This window comes from Lutispora saccharofermentans (assembly GCF_024363565.1).
GTDB lineage: Bacteria > Bacillota > Clostridia > Lutisporales > Lutisporaceae > Lutispora > Lutispora saccharofermentans.
Genome location: NZ_JAJEKE010000001.1, coordinates 542,775 through 560,037, shown reverse-complemented (window position 1 = coordinate 560,037; position 17,263 = coordinate 542,775). Strand labels below are relative to the sequence as shown.

Genomic DNA, 17,263 nt, shown 5'->3' with positions numbered 1-17,263 from the left:
ATAAGTGCGTAACTTTTTTCAACAACAATATCATTAATATTATACAGCAAATTATATTTCAAAAATACTTAATATGGCTATATTGCCCTAGGGCCCATTGAATAAGTCATTGACAGAACAATGACTTATTTCCAAATATTCATCAAAATAACATAAAATAATATAAAATAACATATAATTAGACAAATTATGCAATCAAGTATTTAATATCCAACAAAACACTTTTTTTCTATGCAGTAAATACACATGCAAAGGAGGCGACAATGATGACTTTAGGTTTTGGTCATATCAAGTAAGTACATATGCGGAGGAGGTAACAGATATTGAGCTCAATCATGGAAGGCTGCGGAAAGGCTATGACGGAAGACTCTTTAATCCTGCTTAAAGAATTGGCATATGTACTAAAGGAAAACAGCAGCAGAATTATTTCCGGTTGGGTTGACTTTTATGCTTCGTATAATATCAATAATTTATATCAAGATTATGCTGAAGCTTTAGATGGTGTCGCCAAGATTTTGAATAATTATATATCATATTTTGATTCAGGTGAATCAGATGGATTCCATAAAGCTAATAAAATGCTGGCTGAAAATATGGCTGCGAAATATATAAGCTGGGAGGCAATGGAGCAAGTTTTTAGAGCCTTTGAAGCAAGCTGCTCCAATATTTTCGACGATAGTAAGTGTACATGTGACGCTTTAGACAGGATAGCTGAGTATCAAAGAATTATGAATAAAACCATAAATGAAGTCTTCAATATTTTTTTAAAAGCATTTTTAGAGGTTAAGGATACGGATCTCGTTGCTTTGGCAAAAATGGCCGAATATCATGATTCTGAAACAAGCAAGCATCTCATCAGGACGAGAGAGTATGCGGCATTGCTTGCAAAAGAATTAAATAAAGGAGAGCAGTTTACAAAGTGTATTTATAAAGCAGGACCATTGCATGATATCGGCAAGATTGGTATTAGTGAGAACATACTGCAGAAAAAAGGCAAGCTTTCCAAGGAAGAATTTGAAGAAGTCAAAAAACATACGGTCATAGGGGGAGAACTGATCTCTCAAGCCATAAGGAAACAAAACAAAAGCAAATATTATATAACGGCTTTAGAGATAGCCATGTATCATCATGAATGGTTTGACGGGAGGGGCTATCCTAAAGGCCTTACAGGCAATCAAATACCAATTTCGGCACGCATATTTGCCGTAGCAGATGTTTATGATGCATTGGTATCAAAACGATGTTATAAAGAAGCTTTACCTCATGATAGTGCTGTCGAAATTATAAAGTCGGAAACAGGGCAGCATTTCGATCCGGAAATTATAAAAGTATTTTTGAAAGTACAGGATAAGTTTTTGATGATTAAAGACCAGTACAGCTCTGATAATATGTAGGAATGTATAGAATACGATGGAGGGATATAATTGAAAAGTATAAAAGCGAGGATGGCATTTTTCCTCTTGATTCTGATAGTGGTGATCTGTTCTACTTTGGGGATATTGTCATACCTTAATGCATCTAAAGCGCTTACCGATGAAGTTTCCCAATCTATGATACGTACTGTAGAGCAGGCGAGTAAAATAGTTGACAGCCGCATACAAATCCAGCACAAAAGGATGGAAACCCTGGCAAATATGGAGATAATAAAGAATCCGGACTACACATGGGAGGACAAGCTCCCGATACTGATGGATGAAATGCAGAGGAACGGGGATGTAGCGGTAGATATTGTTTCGGCTGACGGCACCGATCGGAGCACCGACGGCACAGTTTCGGATGTATCCGACAGGGAATACTTTAAGAAAGCCATGGCAGGGGAAAATGCCGTATCAGATCCTATAATAAGCAAAACTGACAGCTCCGTTATCATTGTGTATTCAGTGCCCATAAAATATGACGGCAAGGTGACATCGGTTCTCACCGTATTGAGAGAGGGCAATGAACTTCAAAATGTGATAAAGGATATAACCTTCGGAGAAGAAGGCTATGCATATATGATAAACAAAGCAGGCACGACTATAGCACATAAGGAAGAGAAATGGGTTATAAATATGGGTAATACTATAGAAGATGCCAAGGAAGATCAAAGCCTGACTGAGCTTGCCGAGCTTGAAAAAGAGATGATACAAGGCAAGAAAGGCGTAGGATCTTATATATATAACGGTGTAAAAGAAATAATGGGTTATGGGCCGGTGGAGAATACCGGATGGTCTATTGCCGTTACTGCACCGGAATATGAGGTGCTGGCCGGGCTGAACACTTTAAAGAAAACTATTCTGATAGTATCGGCAGGTATACTTTTGATAGGATTAGTGGTAACATATGTATTTGTCGGATTTATCGCAAAGCCGATAAAGGAAACCACAAAGTATCTGGAGACATTTGCATCCGGGAATTTTGCAGTGGCTGTGGATGAGAAGATGAAAAAAAGAAAAGACGAGTTAGGTGTTCTGACCAGGTCTGCGGACATGCTGGGCAGTTCTCTGAGAACAGCTTTTGGAAGCATAATCCAAGGCTTTGATAAATTAAAAGAAATAACCGAGGTAGTAGGTAAATCTTTGAATAATTTGAATCAGAAATCTGATGAGACTTCGTCCACCGTACAGGAACTTTCTGCGGGGATAGAAGAGAATGCAGCCGCCGCCGAAGAGATGAATGCTTCTGTAGAGGAAATTCTAAAAGCGGTAGAATCTATGGCGGAGAAATCCCAGGAAGGCTCTGTTTCAGTCAAAGAAATCAGTCAAAGGGCTGAAGAAGTCAAGCTGAAAGCCTTGGATTCAAAGAAAAGCGCAACCGATATGTATGATGAATCGAGGGAAAAATTAAAGGAAGCCATTAAGGAAGCAAATTCAGTAGAAGAGATAAATGTTCTTTCCGATGCCATACTGCAGATCACATCCCAGACCAATCTGCTCGCATTAAATGCTGCCATAGAAGCGGCAAGGGCGGGAGAAGTAGGAAGAGGCTTTGCAGTGGTGGCCGACGAGATAAGGAAGCTTGCGGAAGATTCTAAAAATACCGTTTCCGAAATTCAGAGGGTCGCAGAAACTGTTATTTCATCAGTGGGCAATCTCAGGGATAGCGCAAGGGTGCTTTTGGATTTCATAGATAATAAGGTAATAAAAGACTATGAAGATAATGTAAAATTAGGAGACCAGTATAGCTTAGACGCATCCTTTACAGATGATATGGTTACAGATTTCAGCGCAACGGCACAGGAGCTTACAGCTTCTATGAATAATATTGCGAAGGCCATAGATGAAGTTTCCGTAACTGTCAATGAAGGCGCCAAAGGCACGGAAGATATAGCTCAAAGAACCATAGTCATAGTAAAAGACGTGAATACTGTGAGGGAGGAAATGGATGAAACCCTTAATTTGATTACCAAGATGCATGAGGAAATAGGCAGGTTTAAGATATAATACATAATGCCGGCGCGCGATGCGCCGGCTTTTCTATTGAGACGCAATCTTGTCATAATGAGGAAATATCTCATAAAAAAAGAAGGAATTACAATACTTTTGCAGAAAATATATAAGATAGTTATAGGATAGTTAACTCAGGAGGAATGCGGATGAAGGACAACGCCATAGTATTCAAAGGTACAAAAGAAGGATTATACATAGTATTAAAGGAAGAAATGAATTTCGCAGATATCATTCAGCAATTGGAGATAAAAATAAAGCCATCCAAAAGCTTCTTTGAGGGAGCAAAAATAGTGAATTTTAAGGGCAAGAGCTTATCGCTTAAAGAGTATAACGAGCTGGTAGATATTTTGCAGAATCAATATGGAATGCAGTTTCTAGGGGATTATGAAGCTCTATGCAGCAATATTGCTGCCAGTAAGGAAGAGGAAAAAAACCAAGCAAAACTGGAGCCTGTTATCAAGCAGGGGCAGGGCGATGAGGAGAAAGCCGTTTTTATCAGAGGGACTATAAGATCAGGTCAGATGATAAGATCTGAGGGCAATATAGTAGTATTGGGCGATGTAAATCCTGGGGCCTATCTGGAGGCAGCAGGAAGTATTACTGTTATGGGAAAGATGAGAGGTACAGGTCACGCCGGTACTCAGGGAGATTATAGTGCATATATTGCAGCATTCAGGCTGGAGCCTATGCAATTAAGAATAGGAGATATAGTTACCAGACCGCCGGATGGGAAACAGTATAAGTCAAAGGTGCCTGAAATGGCATTTGTTAAGAGAGGTATGATCATAGTAGAGCCATATTTAGGAAAACGATAATTTATTAATTTGCAATGGAGGTAATAACATGGGTGAAGTAATAGTAATAACTTCAGGCAAGGGCGGCGTGGGCAAGACGACAACAACTGCCAATATTGGGACCGGTTTGGCCTTGGAAGGCAAGAGCGTGGTACTTTTAGATGCAGATATTGGCTTGAGGAACCTGGATGTAGTCATGGGCTTGGAAAACAGGATAGTGTATGATCTTGTAGATGTAATAGATGGCATCTGCAGAATGAAACAAGCTCTGATAAAAGATAAAAGATATCCAAATCTTTATCTCATGCCTGCTGCACAAACAAAGGACAAAAATGCTGTGACCCCCGAGCAAATGTTGAAGCTTACCAAGGATTTGGCCGAAGAATACGACTATGTTATGGTAGATTGTCCGGCTGGGATAGAGCAAGGCTTTAAGAATGCTATCGTAGGGGCCAATAGGTCAGTTGTGGTCACAACTCCGGAAGTCTCCGCAGTCAGGGATGCAGACAGGATCATAGGACTTTTGGAGGCTAATGGATTAAAGAATCCTCAGCTCATCATAAACAGGGTAAAGATCGATATGGTAAGGCGCGGAGATATGATGAATATTGATGATATGGTAGATATACTGGCCATTGATCTTTTAGGGGTCATTCCGGATGATGAATATATAGTGGTATCGACCAACCGCGGAGAACCGGCAATAAGTGACAGCAAATCTTTGGCAGGACAAGCCTATAAGAATATAGTAAAAAGAGTACTCGGAGAAAATGTACCATTTATGAGCCTTGATTCAGAAGAGGGCTTTATGGCAAGATTAGCGAAGGCTTTTGGCTTTCGAAGAAAATAGAAGGGGGGAGGGAAAATGGATTTGTTCAAACTTTTCAATAAGGGAGAGGGAAATAACAGCAAAGATATTGCTAAAGAGAGGCTTCAACTCCTTCTGATACATGATAGAGCAAATGTGTCTCCTCAATTTCTGGAAATGATAAAAGGTGAAATAATGAATGTGATCACCGATTATATTGAAATCGAGGAGACAGGTTTGGAATTCAAGCTGACCCGGACAAAGCGGGACAGTGATAATTCAACAGTACCTGCATTGGTTGCCAATATACCTATAAAGAAGATGAAGGAAAATATAAGGTAGCAGGCATATTTATCCTCCTTGACCCATATATATTAGAGAAAATACAATGGAGGAGGATAATATGGATAACAACAGCTTCAATTTTAATACCGAGAGCTTACCTAAACCCCGATATATCAATGAATACAGAAAAATGGGAGATATGTTCAGGCCTAGACCTGGAAGGGACAAGAGCTTCTTAGACAAGCTGCTTTTGCAAATATTTATCTCCCTGATAATATTGGCTTTTGTTTTGCTGATCAACAGTATAAATATCAGTATTGCTAAGGAATTTACCCTTGGGATCAAAAAGGTTATAAACTGGAAAGTGGATTTGCAAGGTGTAATGCAAGTTATCAAAGGCACAAACCTTATGGAAGACAAGGATAATATGGATGAAGCGGCACCGCTGCTCCCTGTGAGCAGCAACAAGGTGTTTATTATGCCTATAGAAGGAGAGATAACCTCTGAATTTGGGCAAAGAGTGCATCCGGTATTTAATACCGTTAAAGCTCATAATGGGATAGATATTGCAGGAGAGTACGGAGATAAGATAAAGGCATCAATGGAGGGAACAGTTTCTGAAGTAGGCGAGGACAGTACTCTGGGAAAGTATATATGGATATCAAACGGAAAATATAAAACCCTATATGCTCATTGTTCAAAAATAATTGCTCAGCGAAACCAGAAGGTCAAGCAAGGCGATATTATTGCTGAAGTTGGCGATACAGGTTTATCTTCAGGCAGCCACCTGCATTTTGAGATTTGGGAGAATGATACGCCTGTGAATCCTTTGGATAAGCTTAGCACCTGATGTATGGATAGCATGGAGGTTTAAGTTGTGAGGATAAAAATAAACATATCTTTTATCCTTTTTTTATTTATAAGCATATATATGGGATTATGGCAGAATGCCTTAGTTATCTTCATGAGTGTTTTACTGCATGAATTAGGACATAGCATCGTGGCAAGATGCTTCAAGATTAAAGTACTGGAGATACAATTATTTCCTTTCGGCGGCATTGCCTTTACTGAGAATATTGCTAAATACGGAGGCCGCATAGAACTCATCGTTGCATTAGCCGGACCTTTTGTCAGCATGCTTGTGGCTGCGGCTTTTTATTTTTTTGGAGAAGAATTTTTTTTAAGCAGCATCATTATTAAGTACAATGCGATTCTTTTTCTGTTTAATCTTATACCTGCCCTGCCTCTGGATGGAGGAAGCATAGTGAGAAATTTGCTTTTATCAGGAAACAGCTACAAAAAGGCTACAAGATATATGACCAGATCTGGTAAAATGCTGGCTATAATATTGGCGTCATACAATATTAGCTTATTGATTAAAGGAAGGAGGACTATAGCATATGCGGCCGCCGCCATATTTATATTTGCCGGAGCTTTAAAAGAAGAAAAAAACTGCTCTTATATATATTTATTAAATAGAAATAATAAGAAGAAAAGGATGCTCCATAACTTTCCTGCAAGGCAGCTGAATGTCTCGGGAGAAACTTATATAAACAGCGTAGTTGATCAGCTAAGCCCCGGCAATGTATGCAAGATTATGGTATATGATGAAAAGGGAAATTTTAAAAAGGAGCTTTGTGAAGCGGATATAATGGACGGCTTTATGAAATATGGATATTATGCTAAAATAAAGGATATAGTTACTAAAGAAAAATAGGAGGATTAATATTGGACTTAAACATAAAGGATTACATATATGATAAATTGCTCCCAAAGGTAGAAAAGCCGGGAAGATATATAGGCACTGAATGGAACAGCGTTCATAAGGCTTTGAAAGGCATAGACATAAGATTTGCCTTTTGCTTTCCTGATTCTTATGAGGTGGGCATGTCACATCTTGGAATGAAGATATTATATCATCTTTTGAACGATCAAAAGGATATATATTGTGAAAGGGTATTCGCTCCCTGGCCTGACATGGAAAGCTTGATGAGAAAAGAAGATATAAAGCTCTTTGCATTGGAAAGCAGAGATTATATACAGGACTTTGACTTCGTAGGCTTTACCCTTCAGTATGAAATGAGCTATACCAATATAATCAATATGCTTGACCTGGCAGGCATACCCAAGCTGGCCTCGCAGAGGAGAGAAGGAGACCCCTTTGTGGTGGCCGGAGGCCCCTGTGCTTATAATCCCGAACCCTTAAGCGATTTCATCGATTTTTTTATGCTGGGAGAAGGGGAAGAGCAGATGCTCGAGGTTATGGAAGCCTATAGACAATGGAAAGCCAAAGGAATGAAGAGAGAAGAATTCCTGGAGCTGGTGTCAAAGGTAAGGGGAGTATACGTGCCCTCTTTCTATGATGTAAGCTATAATGAGGATAATACAATAAAATCAATCATGCCGAACAAAGAAGGGGTCCCGGAAAGGGTCAAGAAAAGGGTAATAAAGGATCTGAACAAAGCGTATTTTCCCGATAAAATCATAGTTCCATTTATAGATATTGTACATGACAGAATAATGCTGGAGATTTTCAGAGGCTGCACCAGAGGCTGCAGATTTTGTCAGGCCGGCATGGTATACAGGCCCGTGCGTGAAAGGACTGTGGAAGAACTTCTTTCCATAGCAGAAAGGCTTGTTGAGAGCTCGGGCTATGAAGAAATATCATTATCATCCCTTTCAACCGGCGACTATTCTAAGCTCAGTGAGCTGGCGGAAAAGCTTTTGTCCAGGTATGAAAAAGATAGGATCGGCCTGTCTTTGCCTTCTTTAAGGATTGATTCGATTTCCTTGAAGCTTTTGCAGGAGGTCCAAAAGGTGAGAAAGACCGGATTGACCTTTGCACCTGAAGCAGGCAGTCAGAGGCTGAGGGATGTGATAAATAAAAATGTTACCGAAGAAGACTTGATAAACTCTGTCGGAGCAGCCTTTGATCTGGGCTATAGCAATGTCAAGCTCTATTTTATGATCGGATTGCCTACGGAGACCATGGAGGATGTTGAAGGCATAGCGGAGTTAGGCTATAAAGTCATGGAGAGATACTATCAAGTACCAAAAGATCAAAGGGGCAGAGGCATCAATGTAACGATAAGCACATCCTGTTTTGTACCTAAGCCTTTTACTCCCTTCCAATGGGAGCCCCAGGATACCATTGAAGCGATGAGAGAGAAGCAGAAGCACCTGCAGAAGATGCTGAGAAAGAAGGGATTTACTTATAACTGGCATGATCCCAATTTAAGCCTTCTGGAAGCGGTTTTTGCCAGGGGAGACAGAAGGCTTTCAAAGGTTCTGATAAGGGCATGGGAGCTGGGCTGCAAATTTGACGGCTGGGATGAGTATTTCAAATACGAAGCATGGCTGCAAGCTTTCAAAGATTGCGGCATCGAACCGGAGTTTTATGCCCTGAGAAAAAGAGAGTTGGAGGAAGTTCTGCCTTGGAGCCATATGGATGTGGGAGTGACCAAAAAGTATTTGAAAAGTGAATACAAGAAAGCTCTAAAGGGGGAAACAACAAGGGACTGCAGGACAGTATGCACAGGATGCGGCATCAATTTGCTTGAGGAAGGCGGAGTATGCAAATGATAAATATGAGACTAAAATTTATTAAGGGACGGGAGACTAAATATATATCACATTTGGATCTTTTGAGAACCTTCCAGAGAGCATTGAGGCGAGCGCATATACCTATGGCCTATTCCGGGGGCTTCAATCCTCATCCCGAGATGTCCTTTGCTTCTGCGCTGGGGGTAGGATTGGCCAGCATGGGAGAATATCTTGATATCGGAGTTAATCAACAAATACCTGCGGAAGATGTAATTATGCGCCTAAATGCTGTTCTTCCTATGGGGCTGAGAGTTGAAAATGCTGTGGTTTTGAAGGAAAAGCCCAGGAGCGGCATGGCTTTAGTCAGTCATGCAAGATATAATATATACCTGCGTTTCGAAAAAGCTATTGATATTGAAGACTGCTTGAGGAGCTTTCTGGCGCAAGATAACATTTTAGCGGTAAAGCAACAACCCAAGAAAGACTTTAAGACAATTGAAATCGACATAAAGCCTATGATAAGAGAGATAAAGGTTTTATCTCAAGAAGGTGATGAGGTGGTGCTGGACTGTGTTCTGGCAAGCGGCAGCAAAGCAAATCTGAAGCCTGAGCTGGTGCTGCAGGCATTAAAAAAACAAATAGGCGATATCTTTGAAGATGAAAAAATCGAAAGGATAGATTTATACAGCGATATGGAAGGTGAGCTTATTCCGCTGCTGCTGATAGATAATGCATAGAGTATAAATGACAACTCATTCTCCGAGGATAGGTGGCGATTAATATAAAAGAAATAATAGTGGATATAAGTTTCGGACAGACAAGAGCTGCTCTGCTGGAAGACCATGAGCTGGCTGAGATATATATGGAAGGCCAGGAGGGTCAAAGCATAGTAGGCAACATATACAAAGGCTTGGTGGAAAATGTTCTTCCCGGAATGGGTGCTGCTTTTGTCGATATAGGCACCGGCAAGAACGCCTTTTTATACGTAAAGGATGTGCTGCCCAATTTATTTAATATTGACGGAGAAGCGCTGGCTGAGCAAGATAAAATTAAAGAGTATGAAATAGGGGACTATCTAAAGCCAGGGCAGGAACTTCTTGTGCAAATAGCTAAAGATCCCATTGACAGCAAGGGAGCAAGGGCTACGACACATATAACATTGCCCGGAAGGTTTGGGGTTCTCATGCCCACCGTGGATTATATAGGGATATCCAGGCGGATAGAGAATGAATCAGAGCGAAGCAGACTGAAGGAATTAGCCGCCCGGGCTAAACCTGAAGGAATGGGCGTTATAGTGCGGACTGCAGGAGAAGGCTGCCGGCTGTCGGATTTAGAATCAGATATGGAATTTCTCACCAGGCTTTGGGAAGATATCAAGCAAAAAACCATGAAGACCTCGGCGCCTAAGATCATTCATAAAGACATGAGCCTGTTTTTTAGAATTGTCAGGGATATGTTTACGAAGGATATAGATAAACTCATAATCAATAATAAAGAGTATTATGAAAAAGCATTGGAAATAATATCGATGACATCACCTGCTCTCAAGCCGAGAATTGAATATTTCAGCAGGTATTATGAGATATTCGACTATTACGATATAGAAGAGAAGCTTGAAAAGCTGATTTCAAAGAAGGTATGGTTAAAATGCGGCGGTTATATTGTAATAGATCAAACTGAAGCTTTAACGGTTATTGATGTCAATACAGGCAAGTATGTCGGAAGCAAGGATCTCACAGATACTGTCCTCAAAACAAATATCGAAGCTGCCAAGGAGATTGCAAAGCAGCTGAGGCTCCGGGATATAGGCGGTATAATAATAATAGATTTTATAGATATGAACGATAGCAATCATGAGGATATGGTGCTGGAGGTTTTGAGAAACGCACTGAAAAAAGACAAGAGCAGAAGCAATGTTTTGGGCATTACTAATCTGGGGCTGGTAGAAATGACGAGGAAGAAGGTTGTGCAGCCAAAAACAAATATTATGCAATCGGCATGCCCTCATTGCCTGGGCACCGGGAAGGTATTGTCTAAGCAGACCATATTCAAAAAAATTGAGACTGAGATAAGCAGGATCTTGTTCAACAAAAGCTATAGAAAAGTAGAGATACTTGCAGCTCCGGAACTGGCGGAAGAGTTTAACAATGCGTATAGTGAAGAGATAGAAGCCTTATGCAGGAAGCATGATAAAAGCATCAGAATTATACCAGATTCTTCCATACCGGAAAATGAATTTAAAATTATAAAATGAGATACAGCTATGTTTGACAAAGAAAAATCCCTATGATAAAATATTACGGTGTAGGCATATCCGCTCGGGTCGGGTCTAAAAGATTACCTTGCATCCGGCGAGACTTATTTTGAAGGAGGTGCATTGCCTAATGTATGCAATAATAAAGACTGGTGGAAAACAATACAGAGTCAGCGAAGGTGACGTAATCTGGGTAGAAAAGCTTCCCTATGACGATGGAGAAAAAGTATCTTTCGATGAAGTTCTCTTGGTTGGAGGAGATGGTGAAATCAAAGCCGGTGCTCCGGTAGTAAACGGAGCAAGCGTTGAAGGAACTGTACTTAAAAACGGCAAGTCCAAGAAGGTAATAGTTTTCAAGTACAAATCAAAGAAGGATTACAGAAAGAAGCAGGGACACAGACAGCCATTTACCCAAGTCAAGATTGAAAAAATAAATGCTTAATGCTATATGATTACGGTAAATATTCTTATGACGGCAGAAGACAGGGTGAAAGAGTTAAAGGTTACAGGGCATGCTGATTTTAGCGCACATGGCAGTGACATTGTCTGCAGTGCAGTCTCAGTTCTGACCCAAACCGCTCTGTTAGGCCTTGTCGAGGTTGCTGAATTGGATTTAAAATACTGTATCAAGGAAGGCTTCTTAAGTTTTTCCATACCTGACATCGATGAGTCGGATAAAAAACTTAAGGCCTGTGCTATAATAGATACCATGGTTATGGGTCTAAAAAACATCGAGGAGAATTACTCGCCTTATATAAGGTTGATTGTAAAGAAGGAGGTGTAATTTATGTTTAACATAAATCTTCAATTATTTGCTCACAAAAAGGGAGTAGGAAGTTCAAGAAACGGACGTGACAGCCAGGCCCAAAGATTAGGAGTGAAGAGGGCTGATGGCCAGCCGGTTAATGCAGGCTGCATTATAGTAAGACAGAGAGGCACCAAGATTCACCCGGGAAATAATGTTGGTATAGGTAAAGATGATACATTGTTTGCTATGGTGGAAGGTGTCGTAAAATTTGAGAGAAAAGGCAAGGATAAAAAGCAGGTAAGTGTTTATCCTGTTGCTTAATTCATCAGATACTCATAGGTGCAGCTAAGCTGTGCCTTTTTTATTACATATTCTTATAGGATAAAACCTGTTCATATGAATTATAATATGGAAGGAGAAGCCAGGGATTCGATTACGAATGATTATGAGGTGAGAAGCATGTTCATAGATAAAGCAAAGATATATCTGAAAGCAGGAGACGGCGGAGACGGCAAGATATCCTTCAGGAGGGAAAAATATATACCGAATGGCGGACCGGACGGCGGAGACGGCGGCAGCGGCGGCAGCATAATATTTGTTGCGGACAGCAGCATGAGGACCTTGATGGATTTCCGCTACAAAAGAAAGCATGCGGCAGCGAATGGGCAGACCGGCGGAGCAAATAACTGTTACGGTAAAAGCGGAGAAAATTTATATATAAAAGTACCTGTGGGCACAATAATATATGATGAACAAAGCAAAAGAGCTCTTGGAGATCTGAGGCATGAGGGACAGGAGCTTTTGGCGGCTAAAGGAGGAAGGGGCGGAAAAGGTAATGCCCAATTTGCCACCTCCACAAGGCAGGCCCCGAGATTTGCTCAGCCCGGAGAGAAAGGCGAAGAGATATGGGTCGAGCTTGAATTGAAGCTGATAGCTGACGTAGGCTTAGTAGGCTTCCCTAACGTAGGCAAATCTACGCTTCTGTCTGTAGTCAGTGCCGCAAGGCCCAAAATTGCGAATTATCATTTTACAACCTTATCCCCAAATCTGGGAGTGGTGGAGCTGGACCCGAGCAGAAGCTTTGTGATGGCGGATATACCCGGATTGATTGAAGGAGCACATGAAGGGGTAGGCCTCGGCCATGATTTTTTACGGCATATTGAAAGGACCAAGGTCATAATACACGTGCTTGATGCTTCCGGAATCGAAGGAAGAGATCCTATAGAAGATTTCAGAAAGATAAACAATGAATTAAAACTGTACAGCCCAAGGCTTGCTTCGAAACCTCAAGTGATCGCATGCAATAAGATGGATATACCAGGTTCGGACAAGAATTTTGAAAGAGTTAAGCTCTTTTTATCCGGTGAAGGCTATGATATTTTCCCTGTTTCCGGAGCAACAAAGATGGGCATAAGGCCTATGCTGGATAGAGTATATAATATACTGGAAACAATGGAAGATGAAGAAGAAATTGTTGAAGTAGACAAGGATTTGTTGTATCATAAATATACGGATGCTAAAGAATTCACGATAAAAATGGAAAATGAAATATATGTCATCGAAGGACCTTTGGCAGAAAGGCTTTTAGCATCAGTGAACATGGATGATAGTGATTCCGTGAAATACTTTCAGCGTGTTATTAGAAAGAGGGGTATTGTCGATGAGTTGAAAAGTATGGGTATAAATGATGGCGACACTGTAAAAATGGGTAATATTGAATTTGAATATTATGATTAGCAAGCGGAGGTCAATTTATTATCATGGACTGCATACAATGTGAAAATTGTAAACAGAATACCCCAACGTATTTTTGCATAGCAAAAAATCAAATACTTATCAATGAAAACTATGTACAAAATTTAGAAAAGAACAGAAGCGGATGGAAAAAAGGAGATCCGGATTACGAAACTCATCGAAGAAAAACCAAAAAAGAAGCAGAAGTATAGTATGGCGCAGCATAGCAGACGAAAGTCTGCTTTTAAAATATGTGAGATAAAACAGGAGGGAATATGTTAAATAGCAGACAAAGAGCTTATTTAAGAAGCCTGGCAAATGGCTTGGAAGATGTTTTTCAGATAGGAAAATCAGGTATTACTTCATCAATGGAAAAGGATATCAGTGCTTGCCTGGAGGCAAGAGAACTTATAAAAGTCAAAGTACTTGACAACTGTGAACTTGATGCAAGAGAAGCAGGCCATGAATTGGCCGGGGCTATTGAAGCAGATGTAGTGCAGGTCATAGGGAATAAATTTGTGCTCTACAGGGAATCAAAAGAAAATTCCAAGATCCAGCTGCCCAAATAGGAAATGTCGGGGTGATAGCATGAAGAGGAAGATTGCAGTGGTACTCAGTATATTGATCATTATTGCAATGATATTGCCAATAATTTTATCAATATTTAATATACAATGATTTATATGATGGTTTAGAATGTCGTTAATTTAACTTGTTATCAACTGGCACAACAGATTAACATTATAAATGTGTGGGAGATTTGATATAGAATAAGGGTAAAAATAAAAAAATTAGGCTTTTTTAAAAGGCCTAATTTTTTTATTGGGACATTCTGCGGTTTGGTCCGGGCTGTACTCCAGCAATACAGACTTTGGAAGCTTCTCAAATGCTATGAGGAAGTCGTGCACTCTCTCATAGAGCAAGCCTGTAAAAAACCAAGCCACTGTGAAGTCCAGCCTTATGTAGCCCTTCACGGATAATATTCCATTGCCGTAATCCCACGGACAATGGCCCAGTGCGCCGTCTAGAGCCCAGCCGCACAGATATTCTATGGCAAATATGATTAGGACCCATATGCCTCCCCTCAGATAAGTATTCCAATTCCTGATCTTGTCATGAACTGGTTCCAGAAATAATCCCATTCCGTAGATGAAAAACATCCACATATAGGTGAAACTATATAGCATGAAATTGCCGTGAAGCAGTGAACCAAATCCGGTCCATAAAATCTCCAGGCACCAGCCTATCAGACCATAGGCGATAAATCTTAAAAATTTCTCTTTCATAAAAATAGTATCTGCAGGGTAACATTAAATATCCTTATATAAGTTTTCTAAAATCACCAGTTTTCGGTACCGCAGTTAAAAATAATCCCGTTGAAATAAACAACGGGATTATTTTTATCTATATTTCTATTTATGCACTTACTGTTGCTTTACCCTTATATTCCGGTGCTGACGGATCGTCCTCAAGCTTCATCATTGTGATGCCGGCATAACCGAATACAATTGATACTATTGGACTTACAAGGTTAAGCACAGCATATGGAACATAATCAACTGTAGGAATGCCAAGATAGCCTGACATAGCAGCACCGCAGGTATTCCATGGAATCAATGATGATGTCATTGTACCGGCGTCTTCAAGACATCTGGAAAGGTTTCTTGGAGCCAAGCCTCTCTTATGGAATTCATCCCTGTACATTTTACCGGGAAGAACTATTGCCAGATACTGGTCTCCGGCTAAAGCATTTACAAATATACAGGAGAGTATTGTAACAGTAACAAGGGAGCCTGTGCTTTTTGCAAATCCGAGTATCTTCTTTGCTAATGTTTCCAGCATTCCTGACTTTTCTAGCATTCCGCCGAAAGTCAATGCACACATGATAAGAGAAATTGTCTTCATCATGCTTTGTAAACCGCCGCTAGTGAGTAGCTCATCCAGCAGTGCATTTCCCGTTTCGGATACTACTCCGTTTTGCATTGCATCCAATACTGCACCTAAGCTGGCGCCTTGGAATATCATAGCGGCAGCACCGCCGAGGATGGTACCTATCATAAGCCCTGGTATAGCGGGGGTTTTCATGGCAACCAAAGTTATAACTATTATTGGCACTAATAGAAGTATAGGACTGATTGTGAAGTTTGCACTCATAGTGCTTATGAGTTCATTGATTGCTGCTGTATCAAGTTCTTTGCCGGCAAATTGGGCACCCATTATCCCAAAGGCTATTAGAGCTATGACATAGCTTGTTCCAGTAGTAAAAAACATGTGTTTAATATGGTCAAAGAGGTTTGAGCCAGCCATAGCTGGTGCAAGGTTTGTGGTATCGGAAAGGGGTGATAATTTATCACCGAAATACGCTCCGGAAATAATAGCACCTGCTGCCATGGGGCCTGGAACTCCGAGACCTACTGCAACGCCCATAAGGGCAATACCAACTGTTCCGGCTGTGGTCCATGAACTACCCGTTGCTAGGGATACTATGCTGCATAATATCATGGAAGCTATAAGAAAAAATGCAGGGGATAATACCTTTAGTCCATAGAAAATTAGTGTGGGCACTACACCTCCAAGAATCCATGTGCCTATGATCATACCTATAATTGCGAGAATTATTATAGCTTGCATTGTACCACTTATTGTAGCGATAAAACCTTCTTCGATTTCCCCCCAAGTGAAGCCCAATCTGTAAACTGCTATCAAAGCGGTTATGATTGAACCCAAGACTAAAGGAATGTGCACGTCTCCCCCTAGAACCAGTATAGTATACATTAGGATACCAACTGTCAAGACCACGGGAACTAAGGCTTCAAGCACAGTGGCTTCTTTTTTCTGTCTTGCTTTGCTGGACATTATCATTACTCCTTTCTAAGTATATTATGTGTTTATTATCTCAAATATTGAGAATAATGTAAATAGTTATATTTGTCTGAAAATTGGGCAATCTTGGAATCAATAAAATTCACTACGGCATGCTGGTAAGCGATGTCCGACACACTAAGACTTGCATTATAAATAAGTAAATGAGCATGATATTTACAAATATTTAGCTTTTATCGAAATAAACAATTGAAATAATCTTCCGAATATAGTATTCTCTAATTAATCTCTAAAAAAAATAATGTTAGGGGGTAATTAAAATGGTTAAGTTTATTGTAGGTGAAAAGGGCACCGGAAAGACTAAGGTGATGATTGGCATGGCAAATGAAGCATCAAAAGCTTCTAAAGGTCATGTTGTGTACATCGACAGAGACAATAATCATATGTACGATTTGGATAGAAGTCTTCGATTCATCAATGCTGGGGATTTTCAGATTGATAATTTGAAGACTTTTTATGGTTTTTTGTGCGGAGTTATCTCCCAAAACTTTGATATTGAGCATATTTTTATAGATGGGCTCAAGGTTATTTCCAATTCAGAAGAATCATGCTTAAAGGGTTTTATTGATAACATGGAAAGGCTTAACAAGGAATATGAAGTAAATTTTGTTGTGAGCTTGAGCAGGAATCCAGACAATGTGCCAGAGTTTTTAAAAGCTTACATTTAGGAAGATCAGACAAGATTTGAGATTATTTTGAAAAAAACAGGCTGGAGGCTGTGCTGCAAGAAGCACAGTCATTGGCCTGTGTTGTTTTTTTTAGCTGAAAATTGCGCTAAGCTGTGAT

Annotated in this window: 18 protein-coding genes; 16 read left to right on the top strand and 2 right to left on the bottom strand. The window is 40.2% G+C overall.

What is annotated here, in order from left to right:
• Positions 1 to 323: 323 nt before the first annotated feature.
• The 15 genes from LJD61_RS02770 to yhbY all read left to right on the top strand — a co-directional run bounded on the left by LJD61_RS02770 (position 324) and on the right by yhbY (position 14,163).
• The gene (locus LJD61_RS02770) at positions 324 to 1,394 is read left to right on the top strand and encodes an HD-GYP domain-containing protein (protein ID WP_255225952.1); all 1,071 of its coding nucleotides are present in this window, start codon (positions 324 to 326) and stop codon (positions 1,392 to 1,394) included.
• Between the two features lie 30 nt (positions 1,395 to 1,424).
• Positions 1,425 to 3,422 (top strand): methyl-accepting chemotaxis protein, encoded by a 1,998-nt coding sequence (locus LJD61_RS02765; protein ID WP_255225951.1) that lies wholly within the window; start codon positions 1,425 to 1,427, stop codon positions 3,420 to 3,422.
• Between the two features lie 152 nt (positions 3,423 to 3,574).
• Positions 3,575 to 4,243, top strand: a complete 669-nt coding sequence (gene minC, locus LJD61_RS02760) for a septum site-determining protein MinC (protein ID WP_255225950.1) — start codon at positions 3,575 to 3,577, stop codon at positions 4,241 to 4,243.
• Between the two features lie 28 nt (positions 4,244 to 4,271).
• Positions 4,272 to 5,072, top strand: coding sequence for a septum site-determining protein MinD (gene minD / locus LJD61_RS02755; RefSeq protein ID WP_255225949.1), 801 nt, complete (start codon positions 4,272 to 4,274; stop codon positions 5,070 to 5,072).
• Between the two features lie 15 nt (positions 5,073 to 5,087).
• A complete protein-coding gene (gene minE / locus LJD61_RS02750; protein ID WP_255225948.1) occupies positions 5,088 to 5,372 on the top strand; it encodes a cell division topological specificity factor MinE in 285 nt (94 codons plus the stop codon).
• Between the two features lie 61 nt (positions 5,373 to 5,433).
• Positions 5,434 to 6,165, top strand: a complete 732-nt coding sequence (locus LJD61_RS02745) for a M23 family metallopeptidase (protein ID WP_255225946.1) — start codon at positions 5,434 to 5,436, stop codon at positions 6,163 to 6,165.
• Between the two features lie 27 nt (positions 6,166 to 6,192).
• Positions 6,193 to 7,032 (top strand): M50 family metallopeptidase, encoded by an 840-nt coding sequence (locus LJD61_RS02740; protein ID WP_255225945.1) that lies wholly within the window; start codon positions 6,193 to 6,195, stop codon positions 7,030 to 7,032.
• Positions 7,033 to 7,043: 11 nt separating this feature from the next.
• Positions 7,044 to 8,897 carry a TIGR03960 family B12-binding radical SAM protein gene (locus tag LJD61_RS02735; RefSeq protein WP_255225944.1) on the top strand — a complete coding sequence of 618 codons (1,854 nt, stop codon included), beginning with the start codon at positions 7,044 to 7,046 and terminating at the stop codon, positions 8,895 to 8,897.
• Complete coding sequence (locus LJD61_RS02730) at positions 8,894 to 9,595, top strand: TIGR03936 family radical SAM-associated protein (protein WP_255225943.1); 702 nt, start codon at positions 8,894 to 8,896, stop codon at positions 9,593 to 9,595. The genes LJD61_RS02735 and LJD61_RS02730 overlap by 4 nt, the downstream gene beginning before the upstream one ends.
• A gap of 32 nt (positions 9,596 to 9,627) precedes the next feature.
• Entirely contained in the window at positions 9,628 to 11,112 is a 1,485-nt protein-coding gene (locus LJD61_RS02725; RefSeq protein ID WP_255225942.1) for an Rne/Rng family ribonuclease, read from the top strand.
• A gap of 130 nt (positions 11,113 to 11,242) precedes the next feature.
• The gene (gene rplU / locus LJD61_RS02720) at positions 11,243 to 11,554 is read left to right on the top strand and encodes a 50S ribosomal protein L21 (protein ID WP_255225941.1); all 312 of its coding nucleotides are present in this window, start codon (positions 11,243 to 11,245) and stop codon (positions 11,552 to 11,554) included.
• A 6-nt stretch (positions 11,555 to 11,560) separates the two neighbouring features.
• Positions 11,561 to 11,896, top strand: coding sequence for a ribosomal-processing cysteine protease Prp (locus tag LJD61_RS02715; protein ID WP_255225940.1), 336 nt, complete (start codon positions 11,561 to 11,563; stop codon positions 11,894 to 11,896).
• Positions 11,897 to 11,899: 3 nt separating this feature from the next.
• Positions 11,900 to 12,181 carry a 50S ribosomal protein L27 gene (gene rpmA, locus LJD61_RS02710; RefSeq protein ID WP_255225939.1) on the top strand — a complete coding sequence of 94 codons (282 nt, stop codon included), beginning with the start codon at positions 11,900 to 11,902 and terminating at the stop codon, positions 12,179 to 12,181.
• 138 nt (positions 12,182 to 12,319) lie between these two features.
• Positions 12,320 to 13,597, top strand: a complete 1,278-nt coding sequence (gene obgE, locus LJD61_RS02705; protein WP_255226022.1) for a GTPase ObgE — start codon at positions 12,320 to 12,322, stop codon at positions 13,595 to 13,597.
• 272 nt (positions 13,598 to 13,869) lie between these two features.
• Positions 13,870 to 14,163 (top strand): ribosome assembly RNA-binding protein YhbY, encoded by a 294-nt coding sequence (gene yhbY, locus LJD61_RS02700; protein WP_255225938.1) that lies wholly within the window; start codon positions 13,870 to 13,872, stop codon positions 14,161 to 14,163.
• Positions 14,164 to 14,385: 222 nt separating this feature from the next.
• Here the strand turns inward: yhbY and LJD61_RS02695 are convergent, their stop codons facing one another.
• Entirely contained in the window at positions 14,386 to 14,880 is a 495-nt protein-coding gene (locus LJD61_RS02695) for a putative ABC transporter permease (RefSeq protein WP_255225937.1), read from the bottom strand.
• 130 nt (positions 14,881 to 15,010) lie between these two features.
• Positions 15,011 to 16,450: a Na+/H+ antiporter NhaC gene (gene nhaC, locus LJD61_RS02690; RefSeq protein ID WP_255225936.1), complete on the bottom strand. Its 1,440-nt coding sequence runs from the start codon at positions 16,448 to 16,450 to the stop codon at positions 15,011 to 15,013.
• Between the two features lie 287 nt (positions 16,451 to 16,737).
• On the opposite strand from nhaC, the gene LJD61_RS02685 reads away from it, so the two are divergent.
• On the top strand, positions 16,738 to 17,145 hold the full coding sequence (locus LJD61_RS02685; RefSeq protein ID WP_255225935.1) for an ATP-binding protein: 408 nt from the start codon (positions 16,738 to 16,740) through the stop codon (positions 17,143 to 17,145).
• The last annotated feature ends 118 nt before the right edge of the window (positions 17,146 to 17,263 follow it).

Coding starts and splice junctions, on each gene's coding strand:
- LJD61_RS02730 (WP_255225943.1), top strand. CDS start 8,894: ATGATAAATATGAGACTAAAATTTATTAAGGGACGGGAGACTAAATAT.
- rpmA (WP_255225939.1), top strand. CDS start 11,900: ATGTTTAACATAAATCTTCAATTATTTGCTCACAAAAAGGGAGTAGGA.
- minE (WP_255225948.1), top strand. CDS start 5,088: ATGGATTTGTTCAAACTTTTCAATAAGGGAGAGGGAAATAACAGCAAA.
- LJD61_RS02745 (WP_255225946.1), top strand. CDS start 5,434: ATGGATAACAACAGCTTCAATTTTAATACCGAGAGCTTACCTAAACCC.
- obgE (WP_255226022.1), top strand. CDS start 12,320: ATGTTCATAGATAAAGCAAAGATATATCTGAAAGCAGGAGACGGCGGA.
- minC (WP_255225950.1), top strand. CDS start 3,575: ATGAAGGACAACGCCATAGTATTCAAAGGTACAAAAGAAGGATTATAC.
- yhbY (WP_255225938.1), top strand. CDS start 13,870: ATGTTAAATAGCAGACAAAGAGCTTATTTAAGAAGCCTGGCAAATGGC.
- LJD61_RS02695 (WP_255225937.1), bottom strand. CDS start 14,880: ATGAAAGAGAAATTTTTAAGATTTATCGCCTATGGTCTGATAGGCTGG.
- nhaC (WP_255225936.1), bottom strand. CDS start 16,450: ATGTCCAGCAAAGCAAGACAGAAAAAAGAAGCCACTGTGCTTGAAGCC.
- minD (WP_255225949.1), top strand. CDS start 4,272: ATGGGTGAAGTAATAGTAATAACTTCAGGCAAGGGCGGCGTGGGCAAG.
- LJD61_RS02715 (WP_255225940.1), top strand. CDS start 11,561: ATGATTACGGTAAATATTCTTATGACGGCAGAAGACAGGGTGAAAGAG.
- rplU (WP_255225941.1), top strand. CDS start 11,243: ATGTATGCAATAATAAAGACTGGTGGAAAACAATACAGAGTCAGCGAA.
- LJD61_RS02685 (WP_255225935.1), top strand. CDS start 16,738: ATGGTTAAGTTTATTGTAGGTGAAAAGGGCACCGGAAAGACTAAGGTG.